At 36.5% G+C, this 16935-nt stretch carries 19 protein-coding genes; 5 read left to right on the top strand and 14 right to left on the bottom strand.

What is annotated here, in order from left to right:
* Nucleotides 1–550 precede the first annotated feature (550 nt).
* Nucleotides 551–1567: a 3-deoxy-7-phosphoheptulonate synthase gene (aroF, locus tag AC6F8J_RS14175; RefSeq protein WP_500724284.1), complete on the top strand. Its 1017-nt coding sequence runs from the start codon at nt 551–553 to the stop codon at nt 1565–1567.
* A gap of 181 nt (nt 1568–1748) precedes the next feature.
* Here aroF and AC6F8J_RS14170 read toward each other — a convergent pair whose 3' ends face one another.
* From AC6F8J_RS14170 to AC6F8J_RS14135, 8 genes are all read right to left on the bottom strand, one after another.
* The gene (locus AC6F8J_RS14170; protein ID WP_500724283.1) at nt 1749–1973 is read right to left on the bottom strand and encodes a transposase; all 225 of its coding nucleotides are present in this window, start codon (nt 1971–1973) and stop codon (nt 1749–1751) included.
* Nucleotides 1955–2296 carry a hypothetical protein gene (locus AC6F8J_RS14165; RefSeq protein ID WP_500724282.1) on the bottom strand — a complete coding sequence of 114 codons (342 nt, stop codon included), beginning with the start codon at nt 2294–2296 and terminating at the stop codon, nt 1955–1957. The genes AC6F8J_RS14170 and AC6F8J_RS14165 overlap by 19 nt, the downstream gene beginning before the upstream one ends.
* A 76-nt stretch (nt 2297–2372) precedes the next feature.
* Nucleotides 2373–2606 (bottom strand): transposase, encoded by a 234-nt coding sequence (locus AC6F8J_RS14160; protein WP_500724280.1) that lies wholly within the window; start codon nt 2604–2606, stop codon nt 2373–2375.
* Between the two features lie 18 nt (nt 2607–2624).
* Complete coding sequence (locus AC6F8J_RS14155; protein ID WP_500724278.1) at nt 2625–3383, bottom strand: REP-associated tyrosine transposase; 759 nt, start codon at nt 3381–3383, stop codon at nt 2625–2627.
* A 352-nt stretch (nt 3384–3735) separates the two neighbouring features.
* The gene (locus AC6F8J_RS14150; protein ID WP_500724276.1) at nt 3736–4473 is read right to left on the bottom strand and encodes a Uma2 family endonuclease; all 738 of its coding nucleotides are present in this window, start codon (nt 4471–4473) and stop codon (nt 3736–3738) included.
* Nucleotides 4474–5455: 982 nt separating this feature from the next.
* Nucleotides 5456–7621, bottom strand: coding sequence for a sodium-translocating pyrophosphatase (locus AC6F8J_RS14145; RefSeq protein ID WP_500724274.1), 2166 nt, complete (start codon nt 7619–7621; stop codon nt 5456–5458).
* Between the two features lie 378 nt (nt 7622–7999).
* On the bottom strand, nt 8000–8170 hold the full coding sequence (locus AC6F8J_RS14140) for a hypothetical protein (RefSeq protein ID WP_500724272.1): 171 nt from the start codon (nt 8168–8170) through the stop codon (nt 8000–8002).
* A 117-nt stretch (nt 8171–8287) separates the two neighbouring features.
* Nucleotides 8288–9460 (bottom strand): malic enzyme-like NAD(P)-binding protein, encoded by a 1173-nt coding sequence (locus tag AC6F8J_RS14135; protein ID WP_500724270.1) that lies wholly within the window; start codon nt 9458–9460, stop codon nt 8288–8290.
* A 233-nt stretch (nt 9461–9693) separates the two neighbouring features.
* Between AC6F8J_RS14135 and AC6F8J_RS14130 the strand changes: the two genes are divergently transcribed.
* Nucleotides 9694–10206: a ferritin-like domain-containing protein gene (locus tag AC6F8J_RS14130; protein WP_500724269.1), complete on the top strand. Its 513-nt coding sequence runs from the start codon at nt 9694–9696 to the stop codon at nt 10204–10206.
* Between the two features lie 103 nt (nt 10207–10309).
* On the opposite strand, the gene AC6F8J_RS14125 is transcribed toward AC6F8J_RS14130, so the two are convergent.
* Together AC6F8J_RS14125 and AC6F8J_RS14120 are read right to left on the bottom strand one after the other, a co-directional pair.
* A complete protein-coding gene (locus tag AC6F8J_RS14125; protein WP_500724267.1) occupies nt 10310–11179 on the bottom strand; it encodes a patatin-like phospholipase family protein in 870 nt (289 codons plus the stop codon).
* Between the two features lie 12 nt (nt 11180–11191).
* The gene (locus AC6F8J_RS14120) at nt 11192–11878 is read right to left on the bottom strand and encodes a cyclic nucleotide-binding domain-containing protein (protein ID WP_500724265.1); all 687 of its coding nucleotides are present in this window, start codon (nt 11876–11878) and stop codon (nt 11192–11194) included.
* A 223-nt stretch (nt 11879–12101) separates the two neighbouring features.
* Here AC6F8J_RS14120 and AC6F8J_RS14115 point away from each other — a divergent pair, with 223 nt between their 5' ends.
* Together AC6F8J_RS14115 and AC6F8J_RS14110 are read left to right on the top strand one after the other, a co-directional pair.
* The gene (locus AC6F8J_RS14115) at nt 12102–12524 is read left to right on the top strand and encodes a DMT family transporter (protein ID WP_500724263.1); all 423 of its coding nucleotides are present in this window, start codon (nt 12102–12104) and stop codon (nt 12522–12524) included.
* Nucleotides 12525–12536: 12 nt separating this feature from the next.
* The gene (locus AC6F8J_RS14110) at nt 12537–13010 is read left to right on the top strand and encodes a DMT family transporter (RefSeq protein WP_500724261.1); all 474 of its coding nucleotides are present in this window, start codon (nt 12537–12539) and stop codon (nt 13008–13010) included.
* Between the two features lie 59 nt (nt 13011–13069).
* Here the strand turns inward: AC6F8J_RS14110 and AC6F8J_RS14105 are convergent, their stop codons facing one another.
* Entirely contained in the window at nt 13070–13987 is a 918-nt protein-coding gene (locus AC6F8J_RS14105; RefSeq protein ID WP_500724259.1) for a DnaJ domain-containing protein, read from the bottom strand.
* A 162-nt stretch (nt 13988–14149) separates the two neighbouring features.
* Nucleotides 14150–14746 carry a flavin reductase gene (locus AC6F8J_RS14100; RefSeq protein ID WP_500724257.1) on the bottom strand — a complete coding sequence of 199 codons (597 nt, stop codon included), beginning with the start codon at nt 14744–14746 and terminating at the stop codon, nt 14150–14152.
* Nucleotides 14747–14970: 224 nt separating this feature from the next.
* Here AC6F8J_RS14100 and AC6F8J_RS14095 point away from each other — a divergent pair, with 224 nt between their 5' ends.
* Nucleotides 14971–15120, top strand: a complete 150-nt coding sequence (locus AC6F8J_RS14095; RefSeq protein WP_500724255.1) for a CDIF630_02480 family spore surface protein — start codon at nt 14971–14973, stop codon at nt 15118–15120.
* 61 nt (nt 15121–15181) lie between these two features.
* Here AC6F8J_RS14095 and AC6F8J_RS14090 read toward each other — a convergent pair whose 3' ends face one another.
* A complete protein-coding gene (locus AC6F8J_RS14090; RefSeq protein WP_500724253.1) occupies nt 15182–15847 on the bottom strand; it encodes a hypothetical protein in 666 nt (221 codons plus the stop codon).
* A gap of 12 nt (nt 15848–15859) precedes the next feature.
* The gene (locus tag AC6F8J_RS14085; RefSeq protein ID WP_500724251.1) at nt 15860–16879 is read right to left on the bottom strand and encodes an NAD-dependent epimerase/dehydratase family protein; all 1020 of its coding nucleotides are present in this window, start codon (nt 16877–16879) and stop codon (nt 15860–15862) included.
* Between the last annotated feature and the right edge of the window lie 56 nt (nt 16880–16935).

Below are 16935 nucleotides of genomic sequence, written 5' to 3'. Positions count from 1 at the left end.
CGAACAACACCTTGATATAAGAGGCTTGCTGACTAATCCACTGCTGTAGTTGACTCTTGATAGTTACTGTGTTGCTTATAACAACTGATTCCATATGCTCTATGAATAGATCCATCAGGCTCTTAATGGCTGTTATATAGTCCATATCTTGTATGTCTTCACAGTATCTAAAGAATAATTCACCAAAAGTTTTGGTGTCGTTTTCTTCTCTGCGCAGCCATTCAAGCAGGATGTATCTGCAGTAGACGATAATATACTGCTTTAAAATTACACGTAATATGGTGATGGTATCACTAAGTAAAGAGGATTTAAGATGACTAAGTTCAATAAAACAACAACAAAGCTATATAATAATTTTGTTTGGCGCTTCTGGCAAGAAAGCGTCCGTTTTTATTGTCCAAAATCAACTTATATTCTCACTAGTTAATCTATTGTAAGACTTTTTAGATTATATTGAGTATTAGAAGGTGACTTTTGGAAGCAAAAGGCTACCTTCTTTTTTATTTACTAAAAACCAAAGAAGAAGTCAGTTAGAAAAAGGAGAAAGATTATGATATTTGTAATGAAACAAAATGTCAAAAAAAGTAACGTGGAGGCCTTTAGAAAAGTTTTTGAGGGCAAGGGGTTTAAGACGCTTTATAGCTTTGGAACAGATTATCAAGTAGTGGGGTTAGTTGGGAATACAAGTATCCTTGATGTTGATCAGATTACAGAAAACAATGAAATTGTTGAGTATGGAAAGCGCATCACAGAACCCTTTAAAATGGTAAATCGTAAGTTCCAACCAGAGAATACTTATGTAAAAGTAGGACCAAGAACTTTTGGAGAAGGCATCTTTCAAGTTATTGCTGGACCTTGTTCTGTTGAGAGCGAAGAACAAATCATGGAAATAGCCCATGCCGTAAAACTTAGTGGGGCAACTCTACTAAGAGGAGGGGCTTTCAAGCCGAGATCTTCCCCATATGCTTTTCAGGGACTTCATGTTGAAGGTATTAAGTTACTCCTTCAAGCAAAAAAAGAAACAGGCCTACCCATTGTATCTGAGTTGACCAGTCTTAGCCAGTTTGACCTATTTGAAGATGTAGATGTGATTCAAGTGGGTGCACGAAATATGCAGAATTTTGACATGCTTAGGGAATTAGGGCTCTGCAAAAAAACAATTCTACTAAAGCGTGGTTTGGCATCAACCATAGAAGAATTTTTAATGAGTGCTGAATACATTATGACAGGTGGTAATTCTAACATCATATTATGTGAGCGCGGCATTAGAACCATTGAAACCATGACGCGAAATACTTTAGATATATCAGCAGTACCCTTGTTAAAAAAATTAAGTCATCTCCCTGTGATAGTTGACCCAAGCCACGCAGGCGGTATGCGTTCTCTCGTAGCGCCTTTAACAAAAGCAGCCATTGCAATTGGCACCGATGGGATTCTTATTGAAACCCATAATAACCCAGCAGAAGCTTTGTCCGATGGAGCACAGTCCCTAGACTTACTAGACTTTTCCAAACTCATGGTTGAAATTCAACGTAGAGTTACTTTTGAGAATAAACGATTTGACTAGAGGGGGACGACCAGAGGGACTGTTCGAGATCACTGAAAAAGTCCCCTTTTCCCAAGCCCAAATAGCTCTTTTATTAAAAAATAAACAGTAAAATGTTTCTCTAAACAAAAACCACCGATTTTTTTCTTGAAATCAGTGGTTTTCTTTACCACTATCCTTGATATTGTCTTTAGATTTACCGCTAGGCAGTCAGCTTGGCTTGTGTTGATACACTTCTTAAGCCATATCCTTTGGCTCGATTTAAGTCGTGGAATCGCTTCTGCTCTGCATTCTTACCTTCTATACTGTCTCTTTTATGATACTTTTCTTTAAAGATATCGTCTTTTTGTTCTTGTGACATACTATAAAATTCACCGGTATTAAGGCCAACTGACAGTACTTTCTTCTTTACTTTTTTCCGGCACATTCTTCTCTGAAATTATATTTTTCACAATCTTCTTTTAAGAAGCTGTACCTGTAACCTTCTCGATAATCTTCTTCTCTTTTGGTCTTATAATACTTTTTATGGATAGTTGTAGCTCCTTGATGGCAAGACCATTCATCGGCATCTTTGTTATAAGTAAATTTTGTTTCATCCATTCTATAAACAATACCACTTACTGGTATATATGCTTTTGCTTTAATCCCTTCTATTGATTCTAAAATTGGTTTTCTGAAATACGCTTTGTCTGCATAGACTTCTTTTATGTTGACACCACCAGCGACTGTACGCTCTAACAATGATTTCATTGCGTTACCATCTACATAAGCTCCGTCGGCGATATGTACAGCTGCTAACTACTGATAATTTTTCTAGCCAGATGTTTCATATTATTATGCCATGTTCGACACATTGTCTTATAACTTCTGTGATAATATCATCTAATGATACTTCAGATAAACGATGACACCTAAACTTTGCTAATAAGCTTTCATCAGGTAGCTTGTCTTCTGGATTTAGTCCTAGAAAATATAAATGAGATAAATTCAAACTTGATTCCTGAATAACTTTTTCATCGGATAGGTTATATAAATGTTGTAGAATTAATAACTTACACATTAATTCAGGTTCTTCTGGTCAGGCTTTCAATATGCTATATCTACTTATTCCGGTTAGCCTAGAAATCTGCCTTGTAGATAATCCTTCATCCTTCAATAACTTGATGCTTTGACTTCTTTCATGACTATGAATATTTTGAAGGTCCATACAATGATTGACATGACAGAGTTTTTTAATAGTGCCAATAGCTTCACTGTCTTTTACTCTTCTTCTTTCTGTAATCTCAAGGCAATTAACTTCACTTTCTTTTTTATTGAAAATCTCGAATAAAGCTTTGGCTTTTTCTTGGTCCGCATCAAAATGACCAAGCACAAAATCTGTATCTGTCAAACCTTTGTTATTCATATAATCTTGATAACTGCTCCATTTATAGTCCTTTATATCCTCTACAATTCCTGCTTTTAATGGATTTTGATGGATATATCTCACAACATTCATAAGGTAAGCTTCATCTTCAACAGCTTCACTTTTATATCTATCCTGAAACAAATGACCTGTTCTTTCATACTTATAATTGTACCAATATACAAATCTAGCACCAATACGTCTCATAATGATTTCTAGTGGTTCTTTTTCCTCTTTGATAAGCAAATGTATATGGTTACTCATTAGACAATAGGCATAAATCTTAAAACCACTGTCATTTTTATACTCTGCCAATGTGCTTAAGAATTTTTTTCCATCTTCTCGTTCTTCAAAAATCGTCTGCTTATTTACACCCCTTAATATGATATGGTATACCCTTGTTTCACTTTTCTCTCTTCCCCTTCTTGGCATGTGCTCCCCCCCTAGGCACCTTGTATTTGACCTCTCTCTTCAGATAAATAACCAGAAGAACTTTCACCCTCTGATTATATTAAGTTTAACTTTTTAATGTGTAGATGTAAAGCACTTTTAAGTAGAATTATGTATTAATATATTTTATTTTATAATTATTTATATTTATTGGAATTATTGTAAGGTCATGCTAATGTAGTAGACTTTATAACTGACCACTTTATTCATTTTTTATAATATAGAAAAAAAGACCCTTTAGCAAATTCATATGACTAAAAGGTCCCTACCATGCAAATTCAACTTATATTAAGCCGTCGAATCAGAAGAACCATCTCTCTGGTTGCTCTGGTTGTTAATCGATAAATACATCCTCTGTATCAATAATTAGCCCCTCGAAAGCCACGGAAGCAACTTGTTGAGATCTGATATAGGCTCTGTTCTGTGCCAGCTTTCGGTTCTCAAAACTGTAGACGATGATCTGTTGATTTTCCGTATCAACAATCCAATACTCCGAGACACCACTTCGCATATACAGGTTTGACTTGATCATCATATCTTTAGACTTAGTTGATTTGGAGAGCACTTCCACAACTAAGGTGGGAATGCCATCATAGGAACCTTTTTCATTAATCATCTCAGGGTCACAGATTACCAATATATCCGGTTGCACCACATTGGGGTCATCCTTAAATGACTTTGCTTCATTATATAACTTTACATCAAAAGGGGCTGTTAAAGGCCGACAAGGCTTTCCTTTGAACCAATTGTAAAACTGGCCAAAGATCTCATTGACCGCAACTTGATGTGGAAACAATGGTGAACTCATCATATAGATCTGTCCGTCAATCAACTCATATTGCTTCTCAGACTCTTCTTTACCTGTAAGGTCCAAAAACTCCTCATAAGAATAGCGTCTAACCGTTTCATAGTCTGCCGCTTCTTCGCGTAAGTAAAATCGTTCTTCCTCGCCTATGCCTTTTAGTACCGCAATAGGCTTTTGATTTTTCTCGATATAGATTATCGACCCATCGCTTGCTAATTTTAAATATTTGCCAAAAGCGTTCTGTAACGTCGTTGTTGATATTTTCAAACAATCACCTCACCACTAAAATATAATATATATTATATTCTTTTTTAGCTACTTCGTCAATTATTTTACCACTTTTTTAGCTAATATTCTTTGGATTTGATTATACTTTTTCTAGATTTTATACTTGTTTTCACTATTAAGAATTATTGTCATCAATATCTGCAGAATACATTTGGGGATATTTGTCTTTCTTTATCCTCAATCTAGCTAGGGTGTGAACTGTAATATTATGACGGTGGATAAGTGTTAAAAAGGCAATACATAGTACTCAAAAAGATTACTAGGGTCTATTATAATCAAGAAAACAGAAGTCATCTGTGAATAACTGTGGATAATAAAGGTAAAATTCAAGCAAGGCAACCTTAAAAAACGATTGCCTTGCTCGTATCACTTTTTCCACAGAAAAAAATTTCGTCAATTTTTTTGATTTTTATTGGGTCTGAACAGTAACAAATATTCTATTATACATATATGGTTAAAGGGTCAAAACTAAGTTTCACTAAATTCGCCTACCATATGTAGATTACGTTGATACATTCATAACTACATATGGTAGGTGAAAGTTCAACTATATAGTTTTGACGCCTTAACCATATATATGTCGGAATAAATCTTCATAAATATATTGTCTTGTACCTACAGTATTAACACTCTTATTATAAATTACAGTAGATATAATTACCTTAGTTATAGTTACATGATATCATCCATATTCAGCATATGAAATAGTTGTATTAACTATGCGCGAAATATCACTTTCAAAGTGAAAAAGACCCTCTAGCAAAATTCATGACTAACGGGTCTCTATTATACTGTATTAACTTTAGTTGCGCCACCACACCGGAAGAACCGTCCCTCTGGTTGATCCTAGTTGTGCCTTCAAGTATATCCTTTTGACGCCTTACACAAATAATCATAGAAATTAAAAATCATCCCAAGTCTACAGATTTCTGTCTACTTGGGATGATGGTTCAAACTAACTTTATTTAAATAGTTCTAATAGATTGTATTTGCTAAACACAGACACCATGATTAAGGATACCATGGCCATAATCTTAATGAGAATATCCAGTGATGGTCCAACTGTATCCTTGAGAGGATCACCTACAGTATCTCCGATGACGGTTGATGCGTGAAGTTCTGATCCCTTGCCCTGTCCGTCAAATTCTCCGGATTCAACCAACTTCTTGGCATTATCCCATGCCCCTCCACTGTTGGCTGCAAATAGGGCCAACATAATGGCCGATAACAAGGTTCCAATGAGCATACCACCTACAAATTCCTCACCAAAGACAAAACCACTGCCAATTGGTACTAAGACCGATATCAAGGCCGGCAAGGTCATTTCTTTTAATGCACCTGCTGAAGAAATCTCAATACAACGCTTATAATCCGGCTTCGTCTCCCCTGTTAGAATGCCCGGCATCTCTCTAAACTGTCGTCTGACTTCATCCACCATAGCACCTGCTGCTTTGGCTACAGATTCAATAAGCAATCCCGAAAAATAAAATGGTAATGCTGCACCTACTAGAGCACCTGCTAAAGTTAAGGTGTTGATCATGTTGATGTTGAGCACGAATCCCATAGTATCACCCATATTGGTCTGAGAATAGAGATAAGATGCCAGTAAGGATAAAGCTGCAAGTGATGCAGATCCAATCGCAAAGCCTTTGCCAATAGCTGCTGTTGTATTTCCTACCGAGTCCAACTTATCTGTAATCTTACGAACCTCAGGTGCTAGTTTACTCATTTCACAGATGCCACCGGCATTGTCCGCTATAGGACCATAAGTATCCACAGATACGGTTGCTGCCACAAAAGAAAGCATACCGATGGCTGCCATAGCAACACCATATAGGCCAGCAAGATGATTTGATGCTAGCGTGGCAAGGGCTAAGACAATAACCGGAAACAAGGTGGATTTCATACCGGAAGCCAAACCTTGTGTGATGGTTAATGCCGTGCCTTGCATGGACTTATGAGCAATGGTTAAGGTTGGTTTGAAATCATAACTGGTATAATACTCCGCTAGAAATCCAATCAAGATACCACTTCCGATGCCAAATACAGCGGCTATCCACGGTGATAGAATGCCCATTCTAAAACCAAGGCTTGATACATCCATGCCTTTAAAATATAGGTTGGTAAAAATGCCCGTAGCAACCACTGTTAGACCGGCTGATAGCCATAGGGCATAATTCAATTCTCTATGAGGATGGTCTGACACTTTTCTAAAAATCAAAGACAAGATGCCAACTATACAGCTGATCAGTCCAATTGCTGCAAAAAGCAATGGGTATAATAATAAATTCTCAACGAGCTTATAATCCATAGCACCATTGATGCCACTGGTTGTATAGTACATATAAGAAACAAGAACAATGGCTGAGATCAAAGCACCTACAAAGCTTTCTAGTAAATCAGCACCCAGTCCTGCCACATCCCCTACATTATCCCCTACATTATCTGCAATAGTAGCTGGGTTTCTAGGATCATCTTCAGGAATGCCGGCTTCTGTTTTGCCGACTAAGTCCGCACCCATATCCGCGGCTTTAGTATATATACCCCCACCTACACGATCAAACATGGCGATGATGGAGCAACCAAGAGCATAACCTGAAACCGTCATGGTATAGGGAATGAAATGAACGCCTATCCAATTCTCTTTGATGACAAGATTGATTTGATCTGTCTGTCCAAGCATCTTACCAAATATTATATAAACGAGACCCAGTCCAAGGAGAGCAAAGCCACCAACGCTTAACCCCATAACTGAACCACCTTGAAAAGCCACTTTTAGTGTCGCTCCAAGACTTTTTGTTGTTCTTGCCGTATTCGATACACGTACATTGGAGATGGTTGCAATCCTCATACCGATGAAACCAGCAAGCGCACTCATAGATGCACCCATAAGAAATGTGACACCTACATACCAATCTACTACCATACTCAATATTACTGCGGCAAGCAGTGCAATTTTTGCTATAATACTATATTCATGACGGATAAAAGCATCCGCACCTTCTTGTATGGCTGCCGCAATTTCCTTCATGAGATCTGTACCAGGGTCTAATTTTTTTACCGCCTTAAAATTGTATGCCGCAAGTGTTAGTGCCAAAAATACTGCAAAAAAAACCAACGCAATCATAAACCTTACCTCCGTTTTACATTAAGCTCTGTAAACAAGGTCCTAATCGCCATTGGTTTTTATTATCTGGTTTTGATCAGTCACAAGTTTACTCTAGTTTATAGTTGAAATACTGAGCATATAAGAAATGCCCCTATTTCCCATTCTATAAAAAGTGTAACATACTTGGACTTCATTGCAACAAATTTCAGAATATTAATGAAACTTTGAACTTACTTACAAAAATTACATTTATTTATGTTCATATTGCACTATGACGGCTTAAGTGTCAAAGCTATAAACTCAAACTATTTCATAAAATCTATGATTATGAGTACTTCACAACATAGCCAATATACTATATACCTTTTAGAGTCGCTTAGTACTGACACTTTGATTCTATAATTCAATGCTTTTTATTTTCGAATCACAAGTACATCCGATGGGACTGGTACATCCACCGCCAGTGGTATGACAAATGCCTTTTCTTTCTTTTCTTTTTAGGTTAAGATGGTCTGCGACCACTGATAAGGTTATAAGAATCGCTAATAATATAATGACTTGGAGCATCCCATCACCTCCGCGTGATAATGATTATTATTATTTATATTACCATTATACCTTATTGACACTGTACTTTCAATGACTTTGCCTATTCTTTAATCGAATAGAAATTGACTCATGCCACTAACCTCTTGTGACGCCTGAATCCTTAGCAGCTTTCATAACGGCTTTTGCAACCGCTTCTACCACTCTTGTGTCAAAGGGAGAAGGTACAATATAGGTATTGGTTAACTCGGATTCCTCAAGAACTTCCGCTATGGCATAAGCTGCAGCTAACTTCATTTCATCATTGATTTTTTTTGCCCCCGCATCTAGTGCACCTCTAAAAATACCTGGAAAAGCCAGTACATTATTAATTTGGTTGGGATAATCGCTACGGCCGGTTCCTATGATTTTAGCTCCGGCTTCAATAGCCAGTTCCGGCATGATTTCCGGTGTCGGATTCGCCATGGTAAAGATAAATGGGTTGTCATTCATAGACTTAACCATCTCTTTGGTAACGATACCTGCAGCAGATACGCCTACAAAAACATCTGCATCTTTTAAGGCTAGTGCCAAATCACCATCTATATCATTTTTATTTGTAAAGCTTAAAATCTCTTTTTTAACAAAATCCAGGTCATTTCTTTTTGAACTGATAATACCGATTCGGTCCACACACAGTATATCTGATACGCCATACTGCATAATCATCTTTGCTATAGAACTGCCCGCTGCTCCGGCACCACTTATGACAACCTTAAGTGTCTTGGCATCTCTTTTTGTTAATTTGCATGCGTTAATTAAGGCTGAAATTGTGATAATAGCTGTCCCGTGTTGGTCATCGTGAAATACAGGGATATCCAATTCTTCAATGAGGCGTCTTTCTATTTCAACGCATCTAGGTGCAGATATATCTTCAAGGTTAATACCACCTAAACCTGGTGCAAGTAACTTACAGGTTCTTATGATTTCTTCTGTATCCTGAGTAGCTAGGCAGATTGGAAATGCATCTACATCTCCAAAGTTCTTGAATAATATTGCTTTACCTTCCATAACTGGTAGTGCTGCTTCAGGTCCAATATTGCCAAGACCCAAAACTGCAGATCCGTCTGTTACAACGGCAACAAAATTCCCTTTATTGGTATATCGATAAATAGCCTCCGGGTTTTTTTCAATAGCACGACAAGGTTCTGCAACTCCAGGTGAATAGGCCATGCTTAATTCTTCTGCTGTTGATACTTTGACTTTAGATATAACCGCTAATTTCCCTTTGTTCTTTTCATGCATTTCAAGGGATTTTTGATATATGTCCATATTTTCCTCCTAAATGACTGATTAAATGGTTGATTTTAATTGCTATCTACATTATAATACAGCTGGTCCATCCTTACAATGCTACGTTATATGGTCCTGTATACTTCTAGACAGTTCATTTTATAAATGTTACAATATAATAGGAACTTTCTAGATTCTCTGAAGAACAAACACATAATATATGTTATCGGCATGGATTTAGAATCTAGTTGATGATTATAAAGGAGGAAATTATGGGAAAAAAAGCTATTGAGATCACTAATCTTGATGTAGAAAAATTAATTCAAATGTTAAACGAAGCGTTAGCTGAAGAGTGGTTGGCTTATTATCAATATTGGATCGGTGCACGTATGATGGAAGGTCCTATGAGAAGTGAAGTTGAGCCAGAATTACTATTACATGCCACTGAGGAACTTGGACATGCAGAACTTGTTGTTAATCGTATTTTACAACTTGGAGGCACACCCATCCTCAATCCTGCTGATTGGACATCTTTTGCAAAATGTGCTTATGAAGCACCAACAGATCCTTATATCGAAACCATCCTTCAACAGAACCTTACCGGTGAACGTTGTGCCATCCAAAGATATGAAGAAATCTGTGATTTTACAAACGGAAAAGATCACTCAACTTATCAAATGGCCGTGTCTATTCTTAATGACGAACTTGAGCATGAACATGACATTGAAGATTTCTTAATGGATATTGAGCGCATGAAAGAAGACATTAAAAAATTCAGACTATAATCAGAAAATCTTTTTCAAACATTGATATAGTACCAATTCTGAATAGATTTAGAAGGTCTCTAAGTATAAAAGCTTAGAGACCTTCTTATACTCTATATAACGTTTATGTTTGAACCAAATCACCCGTGAAGCTTTTTATTTGATCCATGACTTCTTTCCCATAATGGTAACCCATCAAGTAGGTTGCTCTTATTTTTTCCCTATCTTTTTCAGCTCTATCTAATAATATTGGTTTAGGCGGACGAATCACCAATGCCACCCCTTCTTTTTCTAGTTTTTCAAGATATTCTGTTGTTTCTTTATAATATATATGGCGTCGTTTCATGGCTTGTACCACTGCCGGATGGGCTCGATACATCATATTACCGATTTTTTCATAGGTGAAAGGCTTTCTCTCGTAACCTTGATGCCTGGTCAAAATCACAATGACTTTATCACAACCATCTACAAGGGCTTGACGCACTGGGATAGAGTCAGATACACCACCATCTAAATACTGTACCCCTTTAATACTTACTTTTTGAGATAAAAAGGGTAGACTCGATGAGGCTCTAAGGGCTAATAATAGGGCTGAATCATCCAAATGACTTTTGTAAAAATAGTCTGTCAAACCGCTATGGCAGCTCATTGCACCTATGACCAATTCTTGATTCGATTTATGGAAGGTTTCAAAATCAAAGGGGTTTAGCTTATAAGCTACATCTTTAAATAAAAAATCCATACCAAAAAGACTACCTTTTGTAATCATATTTTTCATACTTACATAGCGATGATCATCTAAATACGTCATCATAATATCGTAATTACGTTTTTTCTGTCTGGATATGTAATTGCTGCCGTTAATCGCTCCCATAGATACCCCGATGACATATGGCAAATAAATCTCTTCTTCTAGCAAACATTCTAATATGCCTTCTGTAAATACGCCTCGAAAACCGCCGCCTTCAAGTACCAGCCCTACTTTTCTCTCCATTTTATACCTCCATTAATATCTGTATGTATGTCCTGCCAATGCTTTTAAATCATCCACACTTGTAATCTCCATCATCTTACCTCGCTTATGAATTAAACCTTCCAAACACATTTCGTTAATGGTTCGGTTTAGATGTCTATATGTCGTGCCTAATTGTTCGGCAATATCGACAAAGCTTGATTTTACATTTATATTGTTCGTATCTAGCTCTTTATGTGCCAAAAGATAACTGGCCAACTTATTTCTCAGTGGCAATAAGATATTTGAAGTGCTCATTTGACTAACCTTATCTAAACGATTGGCTAATGAAAAACACAAAAATTTTAAAAATGGTGCATAATCTAAATATATACTTCTTATATGCGTCATGGGTATTCCAATGCAAATACATTTAGTTAGTGCTTCAACATTTGCTGTATACTCATGTTGCATAAGAGTTTCTAAGTCACCATAAACGCTCAGAGGGTTTTCAATCCGAAGCAGATAAATTTTCCCGTTGCTTAAAGTGGTGAAAACCTTTGCTTCTCCTTCAACCAAAAGAAATAAATGGTTTATTTTATTGCCATTTTCACAAATCATCTCACCCTTTGCATATTCAAAAATTCGGCTTTGATTATAGATGTTTTCCTTGAAAATATCATTTAATTTATACTTACTTAAATACACTTCTAGTCTTTGTACTGAAACTATTTCTTTCAACTTTCCACCACCATGACATATGTCCTATTTTTTTTTATTATATCATGCTACAGTTATAGCGTCAAAAGCAAAGTTTCACTAATCCACCTTCAACATATAGATTGCGTCGATACATTCGCAACTTTATATTGAAGATGGAAGTTCTACTATATGTTTTTGATGCTACAACATTGCTACAGTTATAGCGTCAAAAGCAAAGATACTTTTACAAGGGAGATTCATTATGTATAAATTATTAGCTATGTTCAGCGGTATGACTGTCGCTATCATGATTCTATCTAACGGCTTACTTGTTGAGGGCATTGGAGATACACCCGCCTTACTTTTCATACACATTACCGGGCTTATCGGTGCCCTATTGCTATTTTATATAAAAAATGGTACGTGGACCACTTTAAAAGGTATTCCTTTTTTCTATCTCTTAGGTGGTGTGACCGGTGTTGCCTCCGTATATTTTACTAATTTAGCTTTTTTATCAATCGGTGCCACTGTCACCTTGATGCTAAGCCTTGTGGGAAGAATTGTCACTTCGACAGTTATTGACCACTATGGCTTGATGGGTATGAAAAAATACCCCTTTGTCCCTTTAAAGCTTTTAGGGTTAATACTTATTACCATAGGTGCTCTGTTTTTAATTATTTTTTAGTCGGAGGTTTTTATGATATTTATTGTTGCTTTGCTTACAGGTATTTCCATCGTCATTGCCATGGTCCAAAATGCAAAATTGGCAGACTATATCGGCATTAAACAATGTACTGTTATGAATTATATTACTGGTCTTACGACAGTTATATTCGCATTTATAATTCTTAGAGAATCCTTTGGATTCATATCAAAGTTATCCTCAACCCATGCTCTTGCTTACTTTGGAGGTCTTATGGGGATTATTGTGGTAACCACCTCAACTGTGATTATCCGTAAGCTGTCCATCATTGCTGCCACGATGTTGATGTATGCCGGACAACTTATGATGGGTATTCTTATTGACTATCTTAGAGATATTGATTTATCCCTTGGTAAAATCTTAGGTTGTATACTGATTATAGCCGGTGTCTATTTTAATACCCTCGTAGATCAAAGGCTAGCCAAGGTTCCTCGTGTTGAGAACACATCTATGCCCATGGACCTTTAGCTTTTGTAATTTTTCTTTCTATAGCTATAAGAAAAACCAGCAAAACAAGCTGGTTTTTCTTATGCCGTTTTTATTTTTTTTAGATACTCATAAGCCTCATTGATCTCTACAATCCTCTGATTTGCATATTGCTTGTAATCTTCCGGCATACCTTCTGAAGACATCTTATCCGGATGATGTTCCTTAGCCAGCTTTCTATATGCTTTTTTAATCTCCATCAAATCTGCTTTTTCTGATACACCAAGGACTTTACTATATTTACTTACCAAATCAGCAGAATTCATTCTACCTCGGTCAGCATAATCATTATAGCCATAATTCTGATAACTATAATTATGTTGTCTGGTATTTTGGGTGAAATACCTTTTAATGCTCATGTATTCGTATTCAGTTAAGCCAAGTTCCGCTAATATCTTAACCAATAAGGCTTCATCAAGGTTTGTCATTTTATGATCATGCATCACAAGAGAAACCAGAAGATAGCTGATGGATAAAACCACATCTCGTCGATTATGGTAGTTTCTAATAACCCTTGCAAACTCAACATAGGCTTCAGGATGACTTTTGCCATAGTTGAAGGCTTTTTCATAGGCATTAAACTCTGAGCCCGCCAAATGAAAATTCATGGCAATATATTGCCTGATAATCTGGATTTCTTCTGTACTGACGTGGCCATCAGATTTTGCTACAATTGCTGCAAGCCCCATAATTGAGGCCACGACCGGATTCAGACCTTCAAAAGCTGGCTCATTTTTTAGGTAGCTTTTAAATCTTGGAATCTTTCTAGGTATCAGCAAGACAATGAAAATCATCCAGGGAAAGAAAAAAGTTGCAATACCCCAAAGCAAACCATTTCTACCCTTCGCTGTCATAATCATAATGACGATTATGGCTAATACAAGGTTGAATATGAATGTAATTAATGTAAATCCCAAACTTAGAATACTACTTATTATTCCAGTCAATACTTGAATCATTTTGTTCACTCCAAACTTGTTAATGTCATTATTATAGTATGGTAGCTTTCTAATTGCCATTAAAATTTTATTAAAATGAGCTTGATAAAATATCCGCACAAATTTATTTATGGTTAAAGGATTATAACTAAGTTTTGATGCCCTAACCATTTTATAATACAACTATTTTTCTCTTTTCTTTTTTATCAGCCCCTTTGTTTTTTTCTTCACTGAATATCCAAAGGTACCAAGCTTTTCTCCCAGTCTATAGTACACACCATGAGAATAAGCAAATAGCTTTGCTGCATCTAGATGGAACTTACCCTGCCCATCCATGAGATTTTCATCCACATAGACACTCTGGATTTTTGCAATAAACATATCATGAGAACCTAGTTTTTTGATTTCAACCACCTCACAAAGTATGTTTACAGGACTTTCTTCTATAAGTGGTGCCATTATTTCTTCAGTGTTTACCAGATTTAATTTCATTTTTTTGCCTTTGTTCTCATTTTTTCCCGAGCGGACACCACAATAATCTGTTGCTCTAAGTAGTGCTTCTGTCGTCAGATTAATCACAAAAGCATTATTTCTTCTTATGATTTCATAAGAATGACGCTCCGGCTTTATAGAAATATAAGTCATTGGTGGATTGGTACAGATGGTACCTGTCCATGCTACAGTGATGATATTGTGTTCCCCTTCGTCTTTGCCACAGCTTACCATTACAGCCGGTAAAGGATAAATCATATTACCTGGTTTCCATTTTATTTTTCCCATAACGAATGTCTCCTTGTTTTGTTTTGTTCATTCTATAGGACTGTATCACGCAAAAAAAAAATTAAACTTTAAGATTCATACTTATTCACTAATGAAGTATCACGGTCCTGCAAAATGATATAAATATTCCTAGTTGACATTTGTTATCATTTAGTACATAATGTAAATAACAATCAATCGTGCACGACAAACAGTAATCCATAAGACATTAACGAGGTGATATTATGAGTCAAAATGATAACAAAGAATACGGTTCTACAAAAACAGAAGCTTGGGCCGATTCAAAAGAGTTTGATCCGAAAACAAACGTCAACAAACCCAGTATTAATGCAGTAGAAGATGCCAAAGAATGGGTGGAGGACAATGAAAAATAAGACTTGAAAGCCACTGATTTATTTTAATCAGTGGCTTTTTTTAGTATTCTTGATTCTCGTATCAAAGCCCTAACATTTTTTCAATCGTTTCAAGATCCTCATCTTCCATATATGTGGCAATGATATTCAGAGCATATCCTCTTGTAAGCGTCACATAATGTACTTGATAAATGACCATGTAACCAAGGTCAATGGTCGCATGGCTTTTTGTATATATTTTTTCTTGGATATTTTGTGCGTCCATTGATTTATCAAATACAATGGTCTCACCAAGATGTTCAATGCCGGCATATGCTTGTTCCATATACGTCTCACTGCCACCTATATTCATCGTTTCATCCAGACGCTCTGCTGATATGTATAGATTCGGGTTCATTGCAACCACTTCATTAAAAGGGTGTTTGAATATGCCCATTAGATTAAGTATTTCTACTTCTGTCATATCAAATGTCGCGTCTGATTCGGAAGCAATATCTTCTCCTGTTTGCATCAAACGCATCATCTCTTCTTCAGTTAAAACCACCCACGACTTGGGCAATACCAATTCCAGGCCGAAAAAATCATTTTTATAATGGTCCTCTACAATACTACCTTTCATAAAAGCGTTTTTTTCTTCATCACTCATGGAATCCATCTTATTTATGTCAGCTAATTGATCCTTTCCCCAACTACAGCTGGACAAAATCAAAAGGCAAATAAGTAGAACCCCTACGCCTTGTTTCATCATAAAAACCATCCTTTATAAAATGACTGAATTCTTTGCTTGTTCAATAGCCTCTATAATACGATCACACCATGCATCAAATTCCGGATCTTGTTTTTGCAAGTTTTTATTCTCAAGAAAATGCTCTATAGTCATTTTTATGCCTTGGTCAAATCGCGTAGTGGCTACAAATTCCGGTACCAAACGCTTTAGTTTGCTGTTATCAAATACAACCGAATGTGCCTTGTCTCCTAAAAGACTGCCACCAAAATCATAATCAGAACATCCTGCCAAAAATTCTGATGCCACATGGAAGGCTTTTAGCTTAACACCTAAGGCATCAGCTATCGCTTGATAAATCTGATTCCATGTTAATGTCTCATCAGAAGTAATCTGAACCGCCTCACCAATAGCATGTATATTGCCCATAAGCCCTACAAAGCCTTTTGCAAAATCTGTTGTGTGGGTCATGGTCCATAAGGCTGTTCCATCACCATGAATGATGACCGGCTTGCCTTCTAACATTCTTCTTACCACTTGCCAACTACCTTGATGTCCTTTTATGCTTATTGGTATGGATTGGTAGCCATAGGTATGACTTGGCCTTACAATAGTAATCGGAAAACCTTCATATCGATATAGGTCCATTAAATAGGCCTCACAAGCAATTTTATTTCTAGAATAGGCCCAGTTTGGATTGGATAATGGTGTGCCTTCATTAACTCTATAGTCTGATAAAGGTTTTTGATAAGCTGATGCTGAACTAATGAATATAAACTGCTTTGTCTTATTCTTAAATAGTCGATAGTCCCTTTCTAAATGGGACGGCTCAAAAGCTATAAAGTCAGCAACCACATCAAAGGACATGTTTTTTATTAAAGAAGAGAGCTTCTCTTCATCATGAATGTCACAAGTGATATAAGTCACACCCTCATCACCAAGAGCTTCATTACGATTCCCTCTGTTAACAATATAAAGCTCTACACCTTTATGGATGAGCACCTTCGATATAGCCAAACTAATGGTACCTGTTCCACCAATAAATAATACCTTCATAATGGACCTCCTACTTGTATTATTATATTTATACTTCTTTCATTTACACTTTTGAA

The organism is Petrocella sp. (assembly GCF_059865615.1).
The sequence above is the reverse complement of the archived record's forward strand: the minus strand, read 5'-3'. Positions and strand labels throughout refer to the sequence as shown.